Annotated in this window: 18 protein-coding genes; 6 read left to right on the top strand and 12 right to left on the bottom strand. The window is 51.4% G+C overall.

Annotated elements, in window-relative coordinates:
* Positions 1-125 precede the first annotated feature (125 nt).
* The 4 genes from artM to artP are packed head-to-tail and all read right to left on the bottom strand — an operon-like array spanning position 126 to position 3,002.
* Positions 126-794 (bottom strand): arginine ABC transporter permease ArtM, encoded by a 669-nt coding sequence (gene artM / locus A7983_RS17120; protein WP_005967359.1) that lies wholly within the window; start codon positions 792-794, stop codon positions 126-128.
* Complete coding sequence (gene artQ / locus A7983_RS17125) at positions 794-1,510, bottom strand: arginine ABC transporter permease ArtQ (protein ID WP_005967361.1); 717 nt, start codon at positions 1,508-1,510, stop codon at positions 794-796. The genes artM and artQ overlap by 1 nt, the downstream gene beginning before the upstream one ends.
* 11 nt (positions 1,511-1,521) lie before the next feature.
* A complete protein-coding gene (gene artJ / locus A7983_RS17130; protein WP_005967363.1) occupies positions 1,522-2,253 on the bottom strand; it encodes an arginine ABC transporter substrate-binding protein in 732 nt (243 codons plus the stop codon).
* 20 nt (positions 2,254-2,273) lie between these two features.
* The gene (gene artP, locus A7983_RS17135) at positions 2,274-3,002 is read right to left on the bottom strand and encodes an arginine ABC transporter ATP-binding protein ArtP (RefSeq protein WP_301280942.1); all 729 of its coding nucleotides are present in this window, start codon (positions 3,000-3,002) and stop codon (positions 2,274-2,276) included.
* Between the two features lie 201 nt (positions 3,003-3,203).
* On the opposite strand from artP, the gene A7983_RS17140 reads away from it, so the two are divergent.
* Together A7983_RS17140 and A7983_RS17145 are read left to right on the top strand one after the other, a co-directional pair.
* Positions 3,204-3,527, top strand: a complete 324-nt coding sequence (locus A7983_RS17140; protein WP_005967367.1) for a heavy metal-binding domain-containing protein — start codon at positions 3,204-3,206, stop codon at positions 3,525-3,527.
* Positions 3,528-3,580: 53 nt separating this feature from the next.
* Positions 3,581-4,411: an N-acetylmuramoyl-L-alanine amidase gene (locus tag A7983_RS17145; RefSeq protein ID WP_039477395.1), complete on the top strand. Its 831-nt coding sequence runs from the start codon at positions 3,581-3,583 to the stop codon at positions 4,409-4,411.
* On the opposite strand, the gene A7983_RS17150 is transcribed toward A7983_RS17145, so the two are convergent.
* The 4 genes from A7983_RS17150 to A7983_RS17165 form a co-directional block, all read right to left on the bottom strand.
* Positions 4,408-5,844 (bottom strand): DUF2867 domain-containing protein, encoded by a 1,437-nt coding sequence (locus A7983_RS17150; RefSeq protein WP_005967371.1) that lies wholly within the window; start codon positions 5,842-5,844, stop codon positions 4,408-4,410. The genes A7983_RS17145 and A7983_RS17150 overlap by 4 nt on opposite strands.
* Before the next feature lie 158 nt (positions 5,845-6,002).
* Positions 6,003-7,028: an NADH oxidoreductase gene (gene hcr / locus A7983_RS17155; RefSeq protein WP_005967373.1), complete on the bottom strand. Its 1,026-nt coding sequence runs from the start codon at positions 7,026-7,028 to the stop codon at positions 6,003-6,005.
* A 138-nt stretch (positions 7,029-7,166) separates the two neighbouring features.
* Positions 7,167-8,819: a hydroxylamine reductase gene (hcp, locus tag A7983_RS17160; RefSeq protein WP_005967377.1), complete on the bottom strand. Its 1,653-nt coding sequence runs from the start codon at positions 8,817-8,819 to the stop codon at positions 7,167-7,169.
* 190 nt (positions 8,820-9,009) lie between these two features.
* The gene (locus A7983_RS17165; protein ID WP_039477202.1) at positions 9,010-9,909 is read right to left on the bottom strand and encodes a lysine exporter LysO family protein; all 900 of its coding nucleotides are present in this window, start codon (positions 9,907-9,909) and stop codon (positions 9,010-9,012) included.
* A 233-nt stretch (positions 9,910-10,142) separates the two neighbouring features.
* Between A7983_RS17165 and A7983_RS17170 the strand changes: the two genes are divergently transcribed.
* Complete coding sequence (locus tag A7983_RS17170) at positions 10,143-11,807, top strand: ATP-dependent endonuclease (protein WP_005967381.1); 1,665 nt, start codon at positions 10,143-10,145, stop codon at positions 11,805-11,807.
* Positions 11,808-11,921: 114 nt separating this feature from the next.
* Here A7983_RS17170 and cspD read toward each other — a convergent pair whose 3' ends face one another.
* Positions 11,922-12,143 carry a cold shock-like protein CspD gene (gene cspD, locus A7983_RS17175; RefSeq protein WP_005967383.1) on the bottom strand — a complete coding sequence of 74 codons (222 nt, stop codon included), beginning with the start codon at positions 12,141-12,143 and terminating at the stop codon, positions 11,922-11,924.
* Positions 12,144-12,690: 547 nt separating this feature from the next.
* On the opposite strand from cspD, the gene clpS reads away from it, so the two are divergent.
* Entirely contained in the window at positions 12,691-13,011 is a 321-nt protein-coding gene (clpS, locus tag A7983_RS17180; protein ID WP_005967385.1) for an ATP-dependent Clp protease adapter ClpS, read from the top strand.
* 29 nt (positions 13,012-13,040) lie between these two features.
* On the top strand, positions 13,041-15,314 hold the full coding sequence (gene clpA / locus A7983_RS17185; protein ID WP_005967387.1) for an ATP-dependent Clp protease ATP-binding subunit ClpA: 2,274 nt from the start codon (positions 13,041-13,043) through the stop codon (positions 15,312-15,314).
* A gap of 125 nt (positions 15,315-15,439) precedes the next feature.
* Here clpA and A7983_RS17190 read toward each other — a convergent pair whose 3' ends face one another.
* The gene (locus A7983_RS17190; RefSeq protein WP_005967389.1) at positions 15,440-15,820 is read right to left on the bottom strand and encodes a VOC family protein; all 381 of its coding nucleotides are present in this window, start codon (positions 15,818-15,820) and stop codon (positions 15,440-15,442) included.
* Between A7983_RS17190 and A7983_RS17195 the strand changes: the two genes are divergently transcribed.
* Complete coding sequence (locus A7983_RS17195) at positions 15,819-16,085, top strand: hypothetical protein (RefSeq protein ID WP_039488499.1); 267 nt, start codon at positions 15,819-15,821, stop codon at positions 16,083-16,085. The genes A7983_RS17190 and A7983_RS17195 overlap by 2 nt on opposite strands.
* Here the strand turns inward: A7983_RS17195 and infA are convergent.
* A complete protein-coding gene (gene infA / locus A7983_RS17200) occupies positions 16,082-16,300 on the bottom strand; it encodes a translation initiation factor IF-1 (protein WP_002211347.1) in 219 nt (72 codons plus the stop codon). The two genes, A7983_RS17195 and infA, sit on opposite strands and share 4 nt — an antisense overlap.
* A gap of 116 nt (positions 16,301-16,416) precedes the next feature.
* Positions 16,417-17,118, bottom strand: a complete 702-nt coding sequence (gene aat, locus A7983_RS17205; RefSeq protein ID WP_005967532.1) for a leucyl/phenylalanyl-tRNA--protein transferase — start codon at positions 17,116-17,118, stop codon at positions 16,417-16,419.
* Positions 17,119-17,136: the final 18 nt, after the last annotated feature.

Here is a 17,136-nt window from a genome sequence, read left to right on the forward strand (position 1 = left end):
AATTTCTGGGAGAAATTTTTAACGTTGTGTCAGCCGCGGCCCGTAAGGGGGGCGGTCAGGGATGGCACGCCATAAAAAAGCAGGCTATTAAAGCCTGCTTTTGAGGTGAATAAGTACGTTAAGGATCAGTTGCGGCGCTCGAATACCAGCGACCGGCGTTCAACCCAGCGCATCAATAATGTCAGTAACCCATTGACACACAGATAGATAATTCCGGCTGCGCCAAAAACCATCACATCATATGTGCGGCCATACATCAGTTGGCTGTAGCCCATGACTTCCATCAGTGTGATGGTATAAGCCAGCGACGTACTCTTAAATACCAGAACGACTTCGTTTGAATAAGAAGACAGTGCGCGCTTAAATGCGAACGGCAGTAAAATACGTAATGTCTGTTTCTGATTCATTCCCAAGGCCGCGCAGGATTGCCACTGTCCGGCTGGAATAGCTTTTACCGCCCCATAGAACAGTTGCGTAGTATAAGCGGCGCTATTGAGTGCCAGCGCCACCATCGCGCACAGCCATGGCTGTGAAAGTAGGTTCCATAGCCAGGGAATTTGTTGGATAGCGGTAAATTGCCCAGGGCCGTAGTAAATCAGAAAGATTTGTACCAGCAGCGGCGTACCAGTAAACAGCGTAATGTAGACCTTTGCCAACATCGATACGACGGGCGTTTTGAGCGTCAACACGACAGTCAGCAGCAGTGACAGCACCAGCGCCACGACGATCGAGACGGCGGTTAACGTCAGGCTGGTATGCAGGCCTTTTAATAGCTCAGGCAAATAAGCGAGCATCAGGACGGTCTCCGCTCAAAACGCGTGGTGTGCAGGTCAATGCGTTTCAGCACATACTGACTTAACAGCGTAATCACCAAATAGATAGCCGCTGCGACGACGTACCAGGTAAAGGGCTCCTGTGTTCGCGTGGCAATGCTTTTGGTTTGCAGCATCAGATCGTTAACGCTAATCAGCGAAACCAGCGCGGTATCTTTCAGCAATACTAGCCACTGATTGCCTAACCCCGGTAAGGCATGACGCCACATCTGCGGCATGATTAGACGGAAAAAGATCGCGGATTTACTGAGCCCCAGTGCCTGACCCGACTCCCATTGTCCTTGCGGTACCGCTTTTAGCGCACCGCGCAGCGTTTGAGATGCATAGGCCGCATACAGCAGCGCCAGCGCAATCACGCCACACAGAAACGGGCTGATTTCAAACATGCCGATATCCAGTTTTACCGGAATCTGCACAATGAAAAGGTTCAGGGTAAAGCCATCTGCCAACATCATCAGCAGTTGGGAAGAACCGAAATAGATAAACAGCACCACCAGAATTTCTGGCAGGCCGCGCAATAATGTGACTACCGCTGTACCCGTCCAGCTAACGACTTTCCAGCGGACGGTTTCCCAAACGGCAAACAGCATCGCCAGCACAAGGCCGAGCACCAGTGCACAAACGGCAAGGCCGACGGTCATCCCGGCGGCGCTTGCAAGAGGTTGAAATTCAATCATTGAGCGTCAGATTACTGCTGAAACCATTTTTTGTAGATGGTCTCGTAAGTACCATCCTGCTTGATTTTGTTGAGCGCATCGTTGAATTTTTTCAACAGCTCATCGTTATTCTGACGCACGGCGATACCCAGACCGATACCGAAGTAACCTTTATCCGTCACGCTTTCACCGACGGAGGCCAGTGTCTCGTTCTGCTTCAGCCATTCGTTAACTACGGCAGTGTCACCGAATACCGCATCCAGACGGCCATTTTTCAGATCCAGTACCGCATTCTGGTAGCTATCGTAAGGTACAGTTTTGATGTCGCTGTGTTTTTCCATCAGATATTTCTGGTGGGTTGTGCCATTTTGCACGCCAACGCGTTTGCCTGTCAGCGCCGCGACATCGGCAACTTTCCCTTTCTGGGCGATAAACAGAGCCGCGTTATCATAGTAAGGCTGAGAGAATGACACCTGCTGCTGACGTTCAGGGGTAATATCCATCCCCGCGATGACAGCTTCAAAACGACGGAATTTCAGACCGGGGATCAGGCTGTCGAAAGCCTGATTGCTGAACGTGCAGTTGGCCTGCATTTCTTTGCACAGTGCATTAGCCAGATCGATATCAAAACCCTGAATCTGGTTATTGGCATCGACAAATTCGAACGGAGGGTAGGACGCTTCGGTCGCAAAACGAATGGTGTCTGCGGCGTTGGCGGATACAGCGCCAGCAGCGAATAAGGCTGCAATAATCAATTTTTTCATTATCATTTTCCTGATAGTAATCAATGTGACAAATAACCAGCGAATTCAGGCGTCTGCGGCTGCGTAAAGTGCGTCGCATCCCCTTGTTCAACGATGCGGCCATTTTCCATATAAACGACTCGGCTGGCCGTTTTGCGGGCAAACTCGACTTCGTGGGTCACGATCACCTGCGTAATTCCGGTTTGCGCCAATTCACGGATGATGTTGACGACCTGCGCGGTAATCTCTGGGTCCAGAGCGGCAGTGGGTTCATCAAATAACAGAACCTGAGGTTCCATCATCAGTGCACGCGCAATCGCGACACGCTGCTGTTGCCCGCCAGAAAGGTGAAGAGGAAAGCGATCGGCAAAATCATTGAGGCGCAGGCGCGTTAGCAGCTTGTCCGCACGTGCTTTGGCTTCTTCTTTACTCAGCCCCAGCACGCGGCAGGGGGCTTCGATCAGGTTCTGCGCCACGGTCAGATGTGGCCACAAATTATATTGTTGGAACACCATGCCGACGTTCTGACGCAACTCACGGATCGCGCTGTCGGATGGCGTGCGCTGAAAATCAAACTGATTACCGGCGATGGAAAGCGTGCCAGAACGCGGCATTTCCAACAGATTAAGAACGCGTATCAACGAGCTTTTGCCCGCTCCGCTAGGACCAAGAAGAACCAGCGTCTCACCCGCAGGACACTCTAAGGTGATATCAAATAGCGCTTGGTATGTGCCGTAGAAACAGTTAATGCCGTTTAGTTGAATACTCATGCGTAAGAATTGAATAGACATTGATGCGGCGAATGTTAACGTTGGCAGAATAGTTATGCAATCACCGTGGGTTAAAATTTGCCAATAAGCGATTTGTTGGTTAAATAATAGCACAAAATAATGGCTTACGGCGTGGGGACCGGGTTTCCCGTCGCGGGTATTCGCACCGTCGTACTGATATGCAGTAATAAAGGAGACAGCATGCAATTATCTACTACCCCGAATCTGGAAGGCTTCACGATTACTGAATATTGTGGCGTCGTGACTGGCGAAGCCATTCTGGGGGCGAACATCTTCCGTGATTTTTTCGCCAGTATTCGTGATGTCGTCGGTGGCCGCTCTGGGGCTTATGAGAAAGAACTGCGTAAGGCAAGGCAGATTGCGTTCAAAGAGTTGCAGGAACAAGCCGAAGATTTAGGCGCAAACGCCATTGTGGGCATTGATCTCGACTATGAAACCGTTGGGAAGGATGGCAGCATGCTGATGGTGACCGTCAGCGGTACTGCGGTAAAAGTTCGTCGCTAGCAGGTGAAAGGATGAGAGAGGTGGTGGAAAATAAGCACAATGGTGGAATTACGCTGTTGAAATGGGCGAGTTGCATCGCGTTGGGGCTGTTGGCGGGGTGCCAATCACTCCCTTCCTCGTTGCAGGAACAGAATAATTATGTACTGGAGACCGCATTGCAGTCGCGGGCTCAGGAGTCTCGTATCCGTTTTTTGGTGATTCACTACACGGCAGAAGATTTTGCCACTTCGCTGAATATTCTGACTGATGAGCACGTCAGCGCCCATTATCTGATTCCTGCACACCCACCGTTGCAGCACGGCAAGCCGCTTGCGTGGCAATTGGTGCCTGAGTCTCAGGCCGCCTGGCATGCGGGAGCCAGTAGCTGGCGCGGGTTTAGCCGATTGAATCATTCTTCTATCGGTATTGAGATCGAAAACGCGGGTTATCAGCGCACGCTGACGGGCTATACGTGGGAGTCGTTCACCGCTTCTCAGATTCAGCTCGTGACCGCGATCACCCGCGATATTATCGATCGTTACCAGATTGCGCCGCAGAATGTTGTGGCGCACAGTGATATTGCTCCACAGCGGAAGCAAGATCCTGGGCCACTTTTTCCCTGGCAGGCCTTAGCTCAAGCGGACGTTGGTGCCTGGCCGGATGCACAACGGGTGGCATTTTATTTGAACGGACGACCAACGACGCAGCCGGTGGATGAATTGGTTCTGCTGGAAAAGCTGGGGCGCTATGGTTATTCGGTGCCGGAAACGATGACGGCGCGTGAGAAGCGGCAGGTGATTGCCGCTTTCCAAATGCATTTCCGACCTGATAACTATCAAGGTCAGCCAGATGCGCAGAGCGAAGCGATCGCTGATGCGCTGCTGGAAAAATACGGCAGTCGCTAAACCGCGTTTTTTGCCGCCAGTTTTGCAATACGGGCCGCCATGCCACGGAAGATAAACAGGTGAGCAGGCATCATCAAAAACCAGTAGACCAGCCCGTTAAACCCAGAGGGATGCCAGCGGGCGCGAACATCCACGGTCCGATGAGTGCCTTTATCCGTGATAGTAAAATTGAGTTTACCCAGCCCCGGCGCTTTCATGCCGAATAATAGTACCAACTGACGCTGCGGCTTGATCGAGATAACCTTCCAGCCGTCAATCTTGTCGCCGACTTCCAGCGTTGGGCGATCGGGGCGTCCGTAAGTTACGCCGTTGCCGCAAAGATCGTCCAATCGGGCGCGGATATTCCACAGCGTATTCGCGTAAAAATAGCCTTCCTTGCCACCGACCTGCTGGATGACCCGCCAGAGTGCCTGACTGGATGCGGGCGTTTCAAGCGTATAGCCCGCCTGTTTGGGGTAAAAACCGTAATTTGGCTTCCAGCGCGCGCGAACCTCGGTGTCGTCCCCCCAGTCGGCTTGCTGTACGCTCTCCATTTCGCTTTGCAGCGTGAGGCGCACGGCGTCATCAAAGCTCATCAGTTTTTGTGGAATCAACGTTTGTAGTGCGTGGCCATCGGCCTGTAAATCGTGCTTTAACCCTTGAATCAAGGCTCGAGCGATGGATGGGGGAACCGATGTCACCAGATGCAAGAACCAGACAGACACCAAATGTGTTGGCATAGGAACAGGGATCAGCAATCTGCGTTTGCCGCTGATCTGAATGAAGCGCTCGAACATGGCTTGATAGCTGATGTATTCGGGGCCTGCGGCATCCATGATGCGATTTTCTGTCGCTGGGTGATGCACGATGTCGATCAGGTAAACCAGCAGGTTTTCCAGCGCAATGGGAGACGATTTAGAACGTACCCAGCGCGGGGGCGTCAGTATCGGCAGGTTATAGACCATATCGCGCATGATTTCGAACGCTGCCGATCCGGCACCGATAATAATGCCTGCACGTAGCTCCGTGACGGGAATACCGCTGCTGCGCAGGACATCACCGGTGATCTGGCGTGCCAACATGTGCGGTGAGGTGTCATCCTTCGCCTGAAGTGAACCCAGATAGATGATCTGTTTTACGCGGCTGGAGGCGAGTGCCAGCAATAAGTTCATGGCCGCCATGCGTTCTCTGGCGACGAAATCCGCGCCGTCACCCATGCTGTGTACCAGATAATAGATCGTCTCCGCGCCCCACAGGCCATCAGGCAGGCTTTCTGGTTTCGCGAGGTCAACCTGTTGGCAGTCGACGCCCGGCCAGTTCCGCGAGGCGAGGGACTCGGTATTTCGACCGGCGGCAATAATTCGATTGCCCTGTTTGCTCAATCGCTCGGTTAAATGGCGACCTATGTAGCCAGTTGCGCCCAGAATCAAGATCGGGGCTGAGGGGGATGTCATGCGGCAGTGGCTCCATAGCAAAATATAACCATGGCTTACTATAACGGGGAAAAAGCAGAAAGTGAGGAAAAGTGTGCGACAACAGGGGGATATTTAACACGACCTACCTGCCCGATAGCAGGTGCTATCAGGCAGAAGGGGGTAAAACGAGGGAGATATCAGGCCAGAACGGTGTCGCCTTGCAATTGGCAACTACAGGCCAAAACATAACCTTGTTCGATCTCGGCTGGTGTTAGCGTCATGGTACTGCTGGTGGTGTAATTGCCGGACAGCACGCGGGTTTTACAACTCCCACACACACCGGCGCGGCAGGCGGCAAGAACCTGCACCTTATTAGCTTCGAGTGCGGCCAGCAGGCTGATACCCACTGGTACACGCAGATTCTTCAGCGGACGGCTGATGGTCAGCGTGAGCTGCTCGGCATCCTCATCCACGATTTCATCTGTCGGGCGGAACTGCTCTTTAAAGATGCGGTTTGACGCCACGCCAAGCTGTTGACTCAGGGTTTCAATCTGATTCATGTACGGCGCAGGGCCGCAGGTCATCACGGTACGGTTGGTGATATCCGGCACGCGCTCGACCAGCAGATCGCCGCTGATGCGTCCGGCAAGGAAACCGGGTGCGGCGTCAAATTCTGCTATCAGAGTAAGATGCAGTTGCTGCGGATAACGCTGTACCAGATCTTGCCATTCGTTGGCGAAAATCACCTGCTGCGGATTGCGCACGTTGAAGATAACGTGGATATCGGTCTGCGGTTTGTTTGCCAGCAGCCAGCGGCACATCGACATAATCGGCGTGACGCCACAGCCTGCTGCGGCCATCAGGTAACGATCGCTGACTGCGCTGGCGCAGGTAAATTCGCCCTGAGCATCGGACAACCACAGATAATCACCGACTTTCAGCGTTTGAGTCAGCCAGCGGGAGCCGACGCCGTCATCTAGCCTTCTCACCGTCAAGGTAATGAAACGGCTGAGACCCGGCGAAGAAGAGATCGTATAAGCCCGTAACGTCTCCTCGCTGTTAGCGATGCTGACGAGTGCATACTGACCCGGTTGATACGGATAAAAATCATGATTAACCAGTGATATCGTCCAGACATCCGGCGTTTCCTGGGTAATCGAGTGCACCTGCATGCGGTTAGAACAAAGCGGTGTCGGCCCAGCGTGTGGTACTGGCATCGTCATAGTCAATCTCCATAACAAACGGATACGGTGAAGCGTGTAAAGATAGCGGCCCATAAGAAACAGGCTTAGCGTGAGGCGTTACTGTAAACACCTCACGCTGCGTGACGAGGAACGCGCTCCTCCGTCCGCGTTGATTCATCAAGCGGCCAGAATGGTGTTCATGTCTTGTTCAACGGTGGTAATTGCCCGCATACCGAATTTGTCGTTCAGAATGGCAAGCAAATTGTCCGTCAGGAAGCCCGGTGCAGTTGGCCCGGTGTAGATGTTCTTCACGCCGAGAGACAGCAGGGTAAGCAGGATGACAATCGCTTTCTGTTCAAACCACGACAGCACCAGACTCAGTGGCAGGTCGTTGACGCCGCAGCCCAGTTTTTCCGCCAGTTTGACGGCCAGAATAATGGCTGCATAGGCATCGTTACATTGACCGACATCCAGCAGACGTGGCAGGCCTTCCAGCGTACCGAAGTCCAGCTTGTTGAAACGGTACTTACCGCATGCCAGCGTCATAATCAGACAGTCTTGTGGAACGTTCAGCGTAAAGTCGGTGAAGTAGCTACGTTCTTCACGGCTGCCGTCGCATCCACCAACCAGGAAGACGTGGCGCAGTTTTTTCTGTGCAACCAGGTCGATCACCGTATCGGCGGCGCTCAGCAGGGTTTCACGACCAAAGCCGACGGTGATCATGTGCTCGATTTCGCTGTACGGGAAGCCAGCCAGACCTTGTGCCTGTTCGATAACCGGGCTGAAATCGTCACCTTCCAGATGGTTCACGCCCGGCCAGCCGACGATGCTGCGCGTCCAGATACGATCGCCGTAGTTGCCCACGTTAGGATCGATAATGCAGTTAGACGTCATGACGATCGCACCAGGGAACTTGGCAAACTCAGTCTGTTGGTTCTGCCAGCCGCTGCCGTAGTTACCTGCCAGATGCTTGAATTTTTTCAGCTCAGGGTAACCGTGTGCAGGTAGCATCTCGCCGTGTGTATAAATATTCACGCCGGTGCCTTCGGTTTGCTCCAGCAGCATGCGTAGGTCTTTCAGGTCATGACCAGAAATCAGAATCGCTTTGCCGGCAATCGGGCGCACGTTAACCGAGGTCGGCTGCGGGTGGCCGTAAGCATCAGTTTCGCCACGGTCGAGGATTGCCATGACGTTGAAGTTCATTTTACCGATGCCCATTGCGTTGTTCAGCAGGGTATCGACATCGGCTGGGTGTGTGCCCAACCACGCCATGAAAGCATGATATTCGGCATAGAGTGCGTTGTCATACTGACCGAGAACGTGGGCGTGCTCCATATAGGCTGCCGCCCCTTTCAGGCCATAAAGGTTCAGCATGCGTAAGCCGTGAACGTCATCACCGATGCTGGCTTTATCACTATCCAGTGCAAAGTCTTCCGCCTGTTGCAGCAAGGTCGGAATATCGTTGCCTGCGAGTTGCAGCGCCGCCATTGGGTGATCGACGGTTGCCGTAGCATCGTGCAGACGGCAGCGAACCGCCAGCGATTCACGCAGCGTGATGGCTTCCTGTGCGTAGCCAATAATACGTTGGGAATCGAAGTTAACGTTGGTCAACGTAGAGAAGAAGGCGCGTGGCGCAAAACTGTCGACGTCATGATCGATAATATCCAGCTCGCGTGCTTTCAGCGCCCAAGCAGAAAGCCCTTGCAACACAGCGACCAGCAGGTCTTGCAGATCGGAGGTTTCTGCGGTTTTACCGCACATGCCCTGCGCGTAAGAGCAGCCGTTTCCAACAGGGGTACGAATCGTTTGTTCACATTGCACACAAAACATAATGACTTCCTTTTTTTAAGTTGCATTTAAAATGCTTGTTTAAAGCATAGTGTCAGCCGAGGCAGGTAAAAAGGCTTTTTTACTGCAACTTTAGGTAAATTTGATTTAGCGCAATTTTGGTGATGGGCAATGAAAATCACTCTCAATCACAGCCCATAAACGAGGGGGGGAAACGGTAAAGAGTACGCGCTTATGAGGTAAAGAACGCCATCAATATCGGTGCGGCGAGACTTAATAAGAAACCGTGTACGATGGCCGCCGGCACAATATCGACACCCGCGCCGCGCTGTAAAACGGGCAGGGTGAAATCCATCGATGTCGCGCCGCAAAGGCCTAATGCACATGAGCGATTGTGCTGTGCCAACGCTGGAATCAGCATAATCGCCAGCAGCTCGCGGGTCAGATCGTTGAAAAATGCCGTACTACCGATGACGGGCCCAAGAGCGTCGGTCAGCAGAATGCCTGATAGCGAATACCACCCATAGCCGGATGCCATCGCCAGACCGGTTTTCAGCGGTAGCCCCAGAAGCCACGCGGCAAGCAGGCCGCCACCAAGTGCGCTGATACCGACGATGAGCGCAATGACCAGCCCGCGACGGTTTAATACGATCTGGCGTAGCGTCATCCCGCTGTTACGCAGTTGAATACCGACCAGAAATAGCAGAAAAATCAGTGCATATTCGCTGCCTTGACTGGCGTAGGTGAACCCTGACCATTGTGTTAACCCTAGTAAGAATCCACCGAAGACGACGCCGCAGAGAGTGACCGATTCAAGAATCATATGCAGGCGGGAAAATGGAGCGACGGTTTTAAATTTACTGTGCCATACGCTACGTTTTTCCCACAGCCACAGCGCAATACCGTTTGCTGCGAGAATGCAAAATGCGAAGACGGCTGTGTAACGAAAAATCAGTAACAAATTGCTGCTGAGGTCTTCCAGAAAGGCCAGGCTCATGCCCATCAAAAACAGAATAATGTACACCATCCAACCCAGTAGTTGGTTAACCCACTGTAATGCTTTTTTGGCATGCAGCGGCACCAGATAGCCAATGATGAGCGGCAGTAAAATAATTAACAATCCTGAATACATCACAGAATCGGTGTCCTTACGCGAAAAAAATGGTGTTAACCCGTATGTTAGCGTTGCCGGGGTTGCCGTCGTCAGACATGGGATTCATCGGCTACACTTGGCGGGAAGGAATGCGATAATCTATTAAAATTAAACAAATTATCGGAGTGAGTAAAGCGCTGTTTGGCAGGATGTTCTATACAATGGCTATCCTGACAGCAGAAAACCGCAGGCAGTCGCTACAGGAGAGAAGGATGCATCTGGAAAGTATTGAAATCCTGGGATTTCGGGGAATCAATCGTCTGTCGCTGATACTGGACGAGAATAATGTGCTGATTGGCGAGAATGCCTGGGGGAAATCCAGCCTGCTGGATGCGCTTTCGCTGCTGCTGGCACCCACATTGCCGCTTTACCATTTTGATATGCAGGACTTTCACTTCACGCCGGGGGATGAAAACAGTCGGGAAAAACACCTTCAGGTTATTTTCACGTTTTGTGAAACCGCGCCCGGTCATCATCTCTCTCCTCGTTATCGCTCGCTGAGCCCCGTTTGGGTGGAAGGCGATGCGTCGCTATATCGCGTTTTTTATCGGCTGGAGGGGGAGGTGGACGAAAGTCAGTCGGTCTTCACCTGGCGCAGCTTTCTGGATGCCGATGGGCACCCGATACCGCTAGATAATATTGATGAGCTGGCCAGAGAAATCATCCGCCTGCATCCGGTATTGCGGTTGCGCGATGCGCGTTTTATGCGGCGTCTGCGTTCTGGGACGTTGGCGGCGACGTTAGATAACAGCAATGAAAAGCTGGCTCAGCAGTTTGAGCAACTGATGCGAGAGTTGGTGCAAAACCCGCAGAAATTGACGGATAAAGAGTTGCGCCGAGGCTTGGTGGCGATGCGGCAACTGCTGGAGCACTATTTTTCCGAGCAGAATGCGACGGGCAACGACCGGCGCCATCACCGCCATGCGCGAACACACAACGGTAAATCGTGGCGATCGCTGGACAACATTAACCGCCTGATTGCCGATCCCAATAGTCGCAGTCGCCGAATTATTCTGCTGGAGCTATTTTCCACGCTGTTACAGGCCAAAGGTTCCGTGGCGTTGGATCCGCACGCTCGTCCGCTCTTGCTGATTGAAGACCCGGAAACCCGTCTACACCCGATCATGCTGTCGGTCGCCTGGGGACTCCTGATGCAACTGCCGCTCCAAAAAGTCACGACGACCAACTCTGGGGAGTTACTGTCGCTGGTGCCTATGGAGCAGGTGTGTCGTTTGGTGCGGGAATCTTCACGCGTTGCAACCTATCGCATTGGCCGTCAGGGAATGAGTGCTGAGGACAGTCGACGTATTGCTTTTCACATTCGTCTGAATCGACCAGCTTCGCTTTTCGCTCGTTGCTGGCTGTTGGTGGAAGGGGAGACAGAAGTCTGGATGTTGAATGAACTGGCACGCCAGTGCGGTCATCATTTTGAGGCGGAAGGGGTGAAAGTGATTGAGTTTGCCCAGTCAGGCATCCGGCCATTGTTGAGATTCGCACACCGTATGGGAATTGAATGGCATGTGCTGGTCGATGGTGATGATGCCGGGAAAAAATATGCGGCGACGGCGAGAAGCCTGCTATCTGCGCAGAATGAGAGTGAACGCGATCATCTGACCGTCTTGCCCGCATCGGATATGGAGCACTACATGTACCGTGAGGGATTCAGTCAGGTTTATCACCGCATCGCGCAATTGCCGGAGAAAGTACCGCTGTCGATGCATAAAATCATCATCAAGGCTATCCATCGTTCATCCAAGCCTGATTTGGCGATTGAAGTAGCGATGGAGGCGGCGGCCATGGGCAGCGATGCGATCCCTCCGCTCATTCGTAGCATGTTCTCTCGCGTGCTGTGGCTGGCCCGTGGGCGTGCGGATTAATGTTGTGCCATGATAAAAATGCCGTTCAGTATGTGAACGGCATTTGTCGCATTATATTCGTTTTTACTGTTTAGCGTCGCGTATTCTGAGTAGAAGTGTAGGGTGTGGAAGGAATCAGGATATGGCCTCGACGATTTGCGGGACGATCAGGCAAGCATGATTGCCTTTCGGCCCTTGATGTACGTCAAATCTGACAACCTGTCCGGCTTTCAGCGTTCGGTAGCCATCCATCTGAATGGTTGAGTAGTGTGCGAAGATATCGTCACCGCCCCCTTCTGGACAGATAAAACCAAACCCTTTGGCATTATTGAACCATTTAACAGTACCTGTCTCCATGCATTGACATCCTTCGCAAGAGTGTTCTTTTTCAGTAAGGTGTGGTTATTTGGTTACTACGAATACGAATTGATTAAAACCTCATCAATTCATCCGTACACTTTAGTGAAATCGATCCCGACGTCAAGCAATCTACCGTGTGGTGGGCGAGGGAGTTTGTCAAAATTTGATGCAGATAACGCTATTGCCGTACCCGCGATCGCGGGGCGTAATCAAGATATCGAGCGTTGGCCTTGAATTTTACTTTCCGGGAACCATTTATTCCCTCAGGTGGTAAAATAAAAAGTAGACGTGCTACTGTAAATGTAGAAATACCCGTAATGTCGATCGTTTAAGGATCGAGATATCGAGGGAAACACGGCGCGAGGCATCGCTACGGGAGCCTCATCCCCGTGTTTCCCCCTAAAACCAGACTTAAATGGCCAGCATTAAGAGATACCCGTCATCTTTCAAGTTGCAGGTGCTCGTTTCCTGCTTCTCGGATTTATTGGGAATAAACAGACCAATGTCGTGAATCACGATATTCGTTACATGATGTGGATAGAGAATGGGAAACAACAGCACGTGGTCACAATCTGAGAACCTGACCGCTGATAAACAGAAAGAAAAATTGCAGCCGCCCTCCATGTATAACGTGGTGTTGAATAACGATGATTACACCCCGATGGAATTTGTTATTGACGTTCTGCAAAAGTTCTTTTCTTATGATATTGAACGTGCCACACAGCTTATGTTAACTGTGCATTATCAGGGTAAAGCAATTTGTGGCGTATTCAGCGCTGAAGTGGCTGAGACCAAGGTCGTACAAGTCAATCGTTATGCCAGAGAAAACGAGCACCCGCTGCTCTGTACGCTGGAAAAAGCCTGAAGTCAGGCGATTTATTGGGAGAGGTGCCTATGCTCAATCAAGAACTGGAACTCAGTCTCAACATGGCTTTCGCCAGAGCGCGTGAGCACCGACACGAGTTTATGACCGTGGAGCACCTGTTGCTGGCTCTGCTCAGTAATCCGGCCGCGCGTGAAGCGTTGGAGGCCTGTACGGTAGATTTAGCCGCACTGCGCCAGGAACTGGAAGCCTTCATTGAACAGACCACACCAACATTACCGCAGAGTGACGATGAGCGCGAAACTCAGCCGACGCTCAGCTTCCAGCGCGTATTGCAACGCGCCGTCTTTCATGTGCAGTCTTCTGGCCGCAGCGAAGTGTCTGGCGCCAACGTTCTGGTTGCCATTTTTAGCGAACAGGAATCTCAGGCCGCCTACCTGCTGCGCAAGCATGACGTTAGCCGTCTGGATGTCGTGAACTTTATTTCTCACGGTACGCGTAAAGAAGAAACCGATCAGGCACCGAACCCTGAAAGTCCCGTCAATGAAGAACAGGCAGGAGGGGAAGATCGTATGGAAAACTTCACCACCAATCTGAATCAACTGGCTCGCGTTGGCGGTATCGATCCGCTCATTGGCCGGGAGAAAGAACTGGAGCGCACGATTCAGGTATTATGCCGCCGCCGTAAGAATAACCCGCTGCTGGTCGGCGAATCCGGCGTGGGTAAAACCGCGATTGCAGAAGGGCTGGCCTGGCGTATTGTGCAAGGCGATGTACCGGAAGTGATGGCGGAATGCACCCTGTACTCACTGGACATCGGTGCGTTGCTGGCAGGCACCAAATATCGCGGTGACTTTGAAAAACGGTTCAAGGCACTGTTGAAACAGTTGGAACAGGATAAAAACAGCATCCTGTTCATTGATGAAATCCACACAATTATCGGTGCGGGTGCTGCGTCAGGTGGTCAGGTGGATGCCGCAAACCTGATTAAACCGCTGCTCTCCAGCGGCAGGATCCGCGTCATTGGATCCACCACCTATCAGGAGTTCAGCAATATCTTTGAAAAGGATCGGGCGCTGGCGCGTCGTTTCCAAAAAATCGATATCACTGAACCCAGTGTGGAAGAAACCATACAAATCATTAATGGTTTGAAGCCGAAGTATGAGGCTCACCATGATGTTCGTTATACCTCTAAAGCCGTTCGTGCTGCGGTAGAGCTGGCGGTGAAATATATCAACGATCGTCATTTACCAGATAAAGCCATTGATGTGATTGATGAAGCTGGCGCGCGCAGTCGTTTGATGCCAGCCAGCAAACGTAAGAAAACGGTCAACGTGAGTGATATCGAATCGGTTGTCGCCCGTATCGCCCGCATTCCAGAAAAAACGGTTTCTGCCAGCGATCGTGATGTGCTGAAGAATCTCAGCGATCGCCTGAAAATGCTGGTGTTTGGACAGGATAAAGCGATTGAAGCGTTGTCTGAATCCATCAAGATGAGCCGTGCAGGGTTGGGTCAGGAGCGTAAGCCGGTAGGGTCCTTCCTATTCGCTGGCCCTACGGGTGTCGGTAAGACGGAAGTGACGCTGCAACTGGCGAAGGCGCTGGATATCGAGTTATTGCGTTTTGATATGTCCGAATACATGGAGCGTCATACCGTCAGCCGCTTGATTGGTGCGCCTCCAGGCTATGTTGGCTACGATCAGGGCGGCCTGCTGACGGATGCTGTTATTAAGCATCCTCATGCGGTACTGCTGCTGGATGAGATCGAAAAAGCGCACCCTGACGTCTTTAACCTGCTGTTGCAGGTGATGGATAACGGTACGCTGACGGATAACAATGGTCGCAAAGCGGATTTCCGCAATGTCATTGTTGTTATGACTACCAATGCGGGCGTGCGGGAAACACAGCGTAAATCCATCGGTATCATCCATCAGGACAACAGTACGGATGCGATGGAAGAGATCAAGAAGGTGTTTACGCCTGAATTCCGTAACCGTCTGGATGGCATTATCTGGTTCAACCACCTATCTACCGACGTTATCCAGCAGGTTGTCGATAAATTTATCGTTGAACTTCAGGCGCAGTTGGATGCGAAAGGCGTATCGCTGGAAGTCAGTGATGAAGCACGCGATTGGCTGGCAGAAAAAGGCTATGACAAAGCGATGGGGGCCCGACCTATGGCGCGCGTAATGCAGGAAAGCCTCAAGAAACCGCTGGCTAACGAGCTGCTGTTTGGTTCGCTGGTGGATGGGGGGTCTGTCACGGTGGAACTGGATAAAGAGGCGCAACAGCTCACGTATGGCTTCCAGAGTGCGCAGAAGCGTAAAGCGGAAAGCGTTAATTAATTGATACTGCGTATTGCCTAAGAGGGATGCTGATGCATCCCTTTTTTATTGGTGCGCCGACTACGTTAATGTTCATTGTTAATGGGATACAGAGGACAACACACCTATCTATAGGTCGCTTCTGGCTAGGAGATGTTACTTGTGTCCGTCGCGCAGACTCTCAATCGATGCCCATCAGGATCTATGGCAACAAAGGTATAACCGAAATCAAGATTTATTGGCTCCAGTTCAAATTTGACGCCTAATTCTTTCCATTCCTGATATATCGTGTCCACATCACTTGGGGTGACATCGGACAGGCAAATTTCAAACCCACCAAATTGAGCTTGAGGTTTTGGATCAATTCCTGATTTAGACTGAATGCCTAAAATAAACTCGGAGGCGAGAGGAAAAACAGAAAATTCCTCATAGGTTTCTAACGGTTCTAATTTTAATATTTTTTTATAAAATTCAGTGCTTAATGAAACATCTTCAACATAAATGATTAAGCTATTTGGTTTAAACATGTCACGTCCTTATATGAGCATCTCATCAATTATATCTTTAATTTATATCCACATGAACTATACGCCAATTATCTTTAAAAAAGAGATGATTTTATTTGGTGCGATCGTTCAATCAGGATTGAAAGTCGATGAGCAGGATGATGCTAGGGTGAAAGTAGGGACGGGGAGTATCAAAAAAACAAAAGCCCTTGCCATAAAGGAAAGGGCTGGAGAAGGAGTCACATCCTCATATATCGCCGTTATCAGCGATGAGCTAACCGGTTAACGGCTGCGGAAGACAATGCGGCCTTTACTCAGGTCGTACGGGGTTAACTCTACAGTGACTTTGTCACCCGTCAGGATGCGGATATAGTTTTTACGCATTTTACCGGAGATATGAGCGGTAACCACGTGCCCGTTTTCCAATTCAACGCGGAACATGGTGTTGGGCAGCGTATCAAGCACGGTGCCTTGCATTTCAATATTGTCTTCTTTGGCCATCGAATCCTCTAGGTCTAACTACCTTTATTTTTTAACCGCAAGATAATGCCGAAAAACCGACATTATGTAAAGAAGCGTTCACGTTTGGAGCGTTATTTACCCGGTTTCCTTTATCGCTATGTCGGTTCGGTGAGCTGTTGTGGTAACCAACAACCGTCATCAACAGCGATATCCTGCCATTGGGAAAGCTGCTGCAGAAAGCGATCTCGGGAAATTTCATTCACGCCCAGCGAGGCTGTGTGAGAATTTAACACCTGACAGTCAATCAACTGGCCGCCATGATGAACAAAATGCTGCTGAAACGCCAGCAACGCATATTTTGAGGCGTTATCCATACGGCTGAACATTGATTCACCGCAAAATAATCGCCCTTGTTCAATGCCATATAACCCACCAACCAGTGCGCCATTGTGCCACACTTCGACGGAATGTGCTTTCCCAACCTGATGAAGCTGGCGATAAGCTGAAATTATGTCCGGCGTAATCCAGGTTCCGTCATGGTGTTCGTGCGCACACGCGTGAATGACATCATCAAATGCCTGATTCAGCGTGGCGATAAAAGTATGGCGCTTCAGAAATTTTTTCATACTACGGCTGAGATGGAATTCGCCGGGAAACAGGACTGCGCGCGGATTCGGAGACCACCATAAGATCGGTTCACCGGGGGAGAACCAGGGAAAAATTCCCTGTCGGTAAGCCGCGTTTAACCGGGCAACGGAGAGATCGCCGCCAACGGCCAGCAGGCCATTGGGGTCATCCAGCGCATGATTCGGGTCAGGAAACTGAAGCGAGTGAGACGATAGCTGATATAGGCGCATATTTTTCAAACGTTGTAT

Source organism: Pectobacterium wasabiae CFBP 3304, assembly GCF_001742185.1.
Lineage (GTDB): Bacteria > Pseudomonadota > Gammaproteobacteria > Enterobacterales > Enterobacteriaceae > Pectobacterium > Pectobacterium wasabiae.

Excerpts from the sequence above, each read along its gene's own strand:
- artM (WP_005967359.1), bottom strand. The coding sequence starts at position 794 with ATGCTCGCTTATTTGCCTGAGCTATTAAAAGGCCTGCATACCAGCCTG.
- artQ (WP_005967361.1), bottom strand. The coding sequence starts at position 1,510 with ATGATTGAATTTCAACCTCTTGCAAGCGCCGCCGGGATGACCGTCGGC.
- artJ (WP_005967363.1), bottom strand. The coding sequence starts at position 2,253 with ATGAAAAAATTGATTATTGCAGCCTTATTCGCTGCTGGCGCTGTATCC.
- artP (WP_301280942.1), bottom strand. The coding sequence starts at position 3,002 with ATGAGTATTCAACTAAACGGCATTAACTGTTTCTACGGCACATACCAA.
- A7983_RS17140 (WP_005967367.1), top strand. The coding sequence starts at position 3,204 with ATGCAATTATCTACTACCCCGAATCTGGAAGGCTTCACGATTACTGAA.
- A7983_RS17150 (WP_005967371.1), bottom strand. The coding sequence starts at position 5,844 with ATGACATCCCCCTCAGCCCCGATCTTGATTCTGGGCGCAACTGGCTAC.
- hcr (WP_005967373.1), bottom strand. The coding sequence starts at position 7,028 with ATGACGATGCCAGTACCACACGCTGGGCCGACACCGCTTTGTTCTAAC.
- hcp (WP_005967377.1), bottom strand. The coding sequence starts at position 8,819 with ATGTTTTGTGTGCAATGTGAACAAACGATTCGTACCCCTGTTGGAAAC.
- A7983_RS17165 (WP_039477202.1), bottom strand. The coding sequence starts at position 9,909 with ATGTATTCAGGATTGTTAATTATTTTACTGCCGCTCATCATTGGCTAT.
- A7983_RS17170 (WP_005967381.1), top strand. The coding sequence starts at position 10,143 with ATGCATCTGGAAAGTATTGAAATCCTGGGATTTCGGGGAATCAATCGT.
- cspD (WP_005967383.1), bottom strand. The coding sequence starts at position 12,143 with ATGGAGACAGGTACTGTTAAATGGTTCAATAATGCCAAAGGGTTTGGT.
- clpS (WP_005967385.1), top strand. The coding sequence starts at position 12,691 with ATGGGAAACAACAGCACGTGGTCACAATCTGAGAACCTGACCGCTGAT.
- clpA (WP_005967387.1), top strand. The coding sequence starts at position 13,041 with ATGCTCAATCAAGAACTGGAACTCAGTCTCAACATGGCTTTCGCCAGA.
- A7983_RS17195 (WP_039488499.1), top strand. The coding sequence starts at position 15,819 with ATGTCACGTCCTTATATGAGCATCTCATCAATTATATCTTTAATTTAT.
- A7983_RS17190 (WP_005967389.1), bottom strand. The coding sequence starts at position 15,820 with ATGTTTAAACCAAATAGCTTAATCATTTATGTTGAAGATGTTTCATTA.
- infA (WP_002211347.1), bottom strand. The coding sequence starts at position 16,300 with ATGGCCAAAGAAGACAATATTGAAATGCAAGGCACCGTGCTTGATACG.
- aat (WP_005967532.1), bottom strand. The coding sequence starts at position 17,118 with ATGCGCCTATATCAGCTATCGTCTCACTCGCTTCAGTTTCCTGACCCG.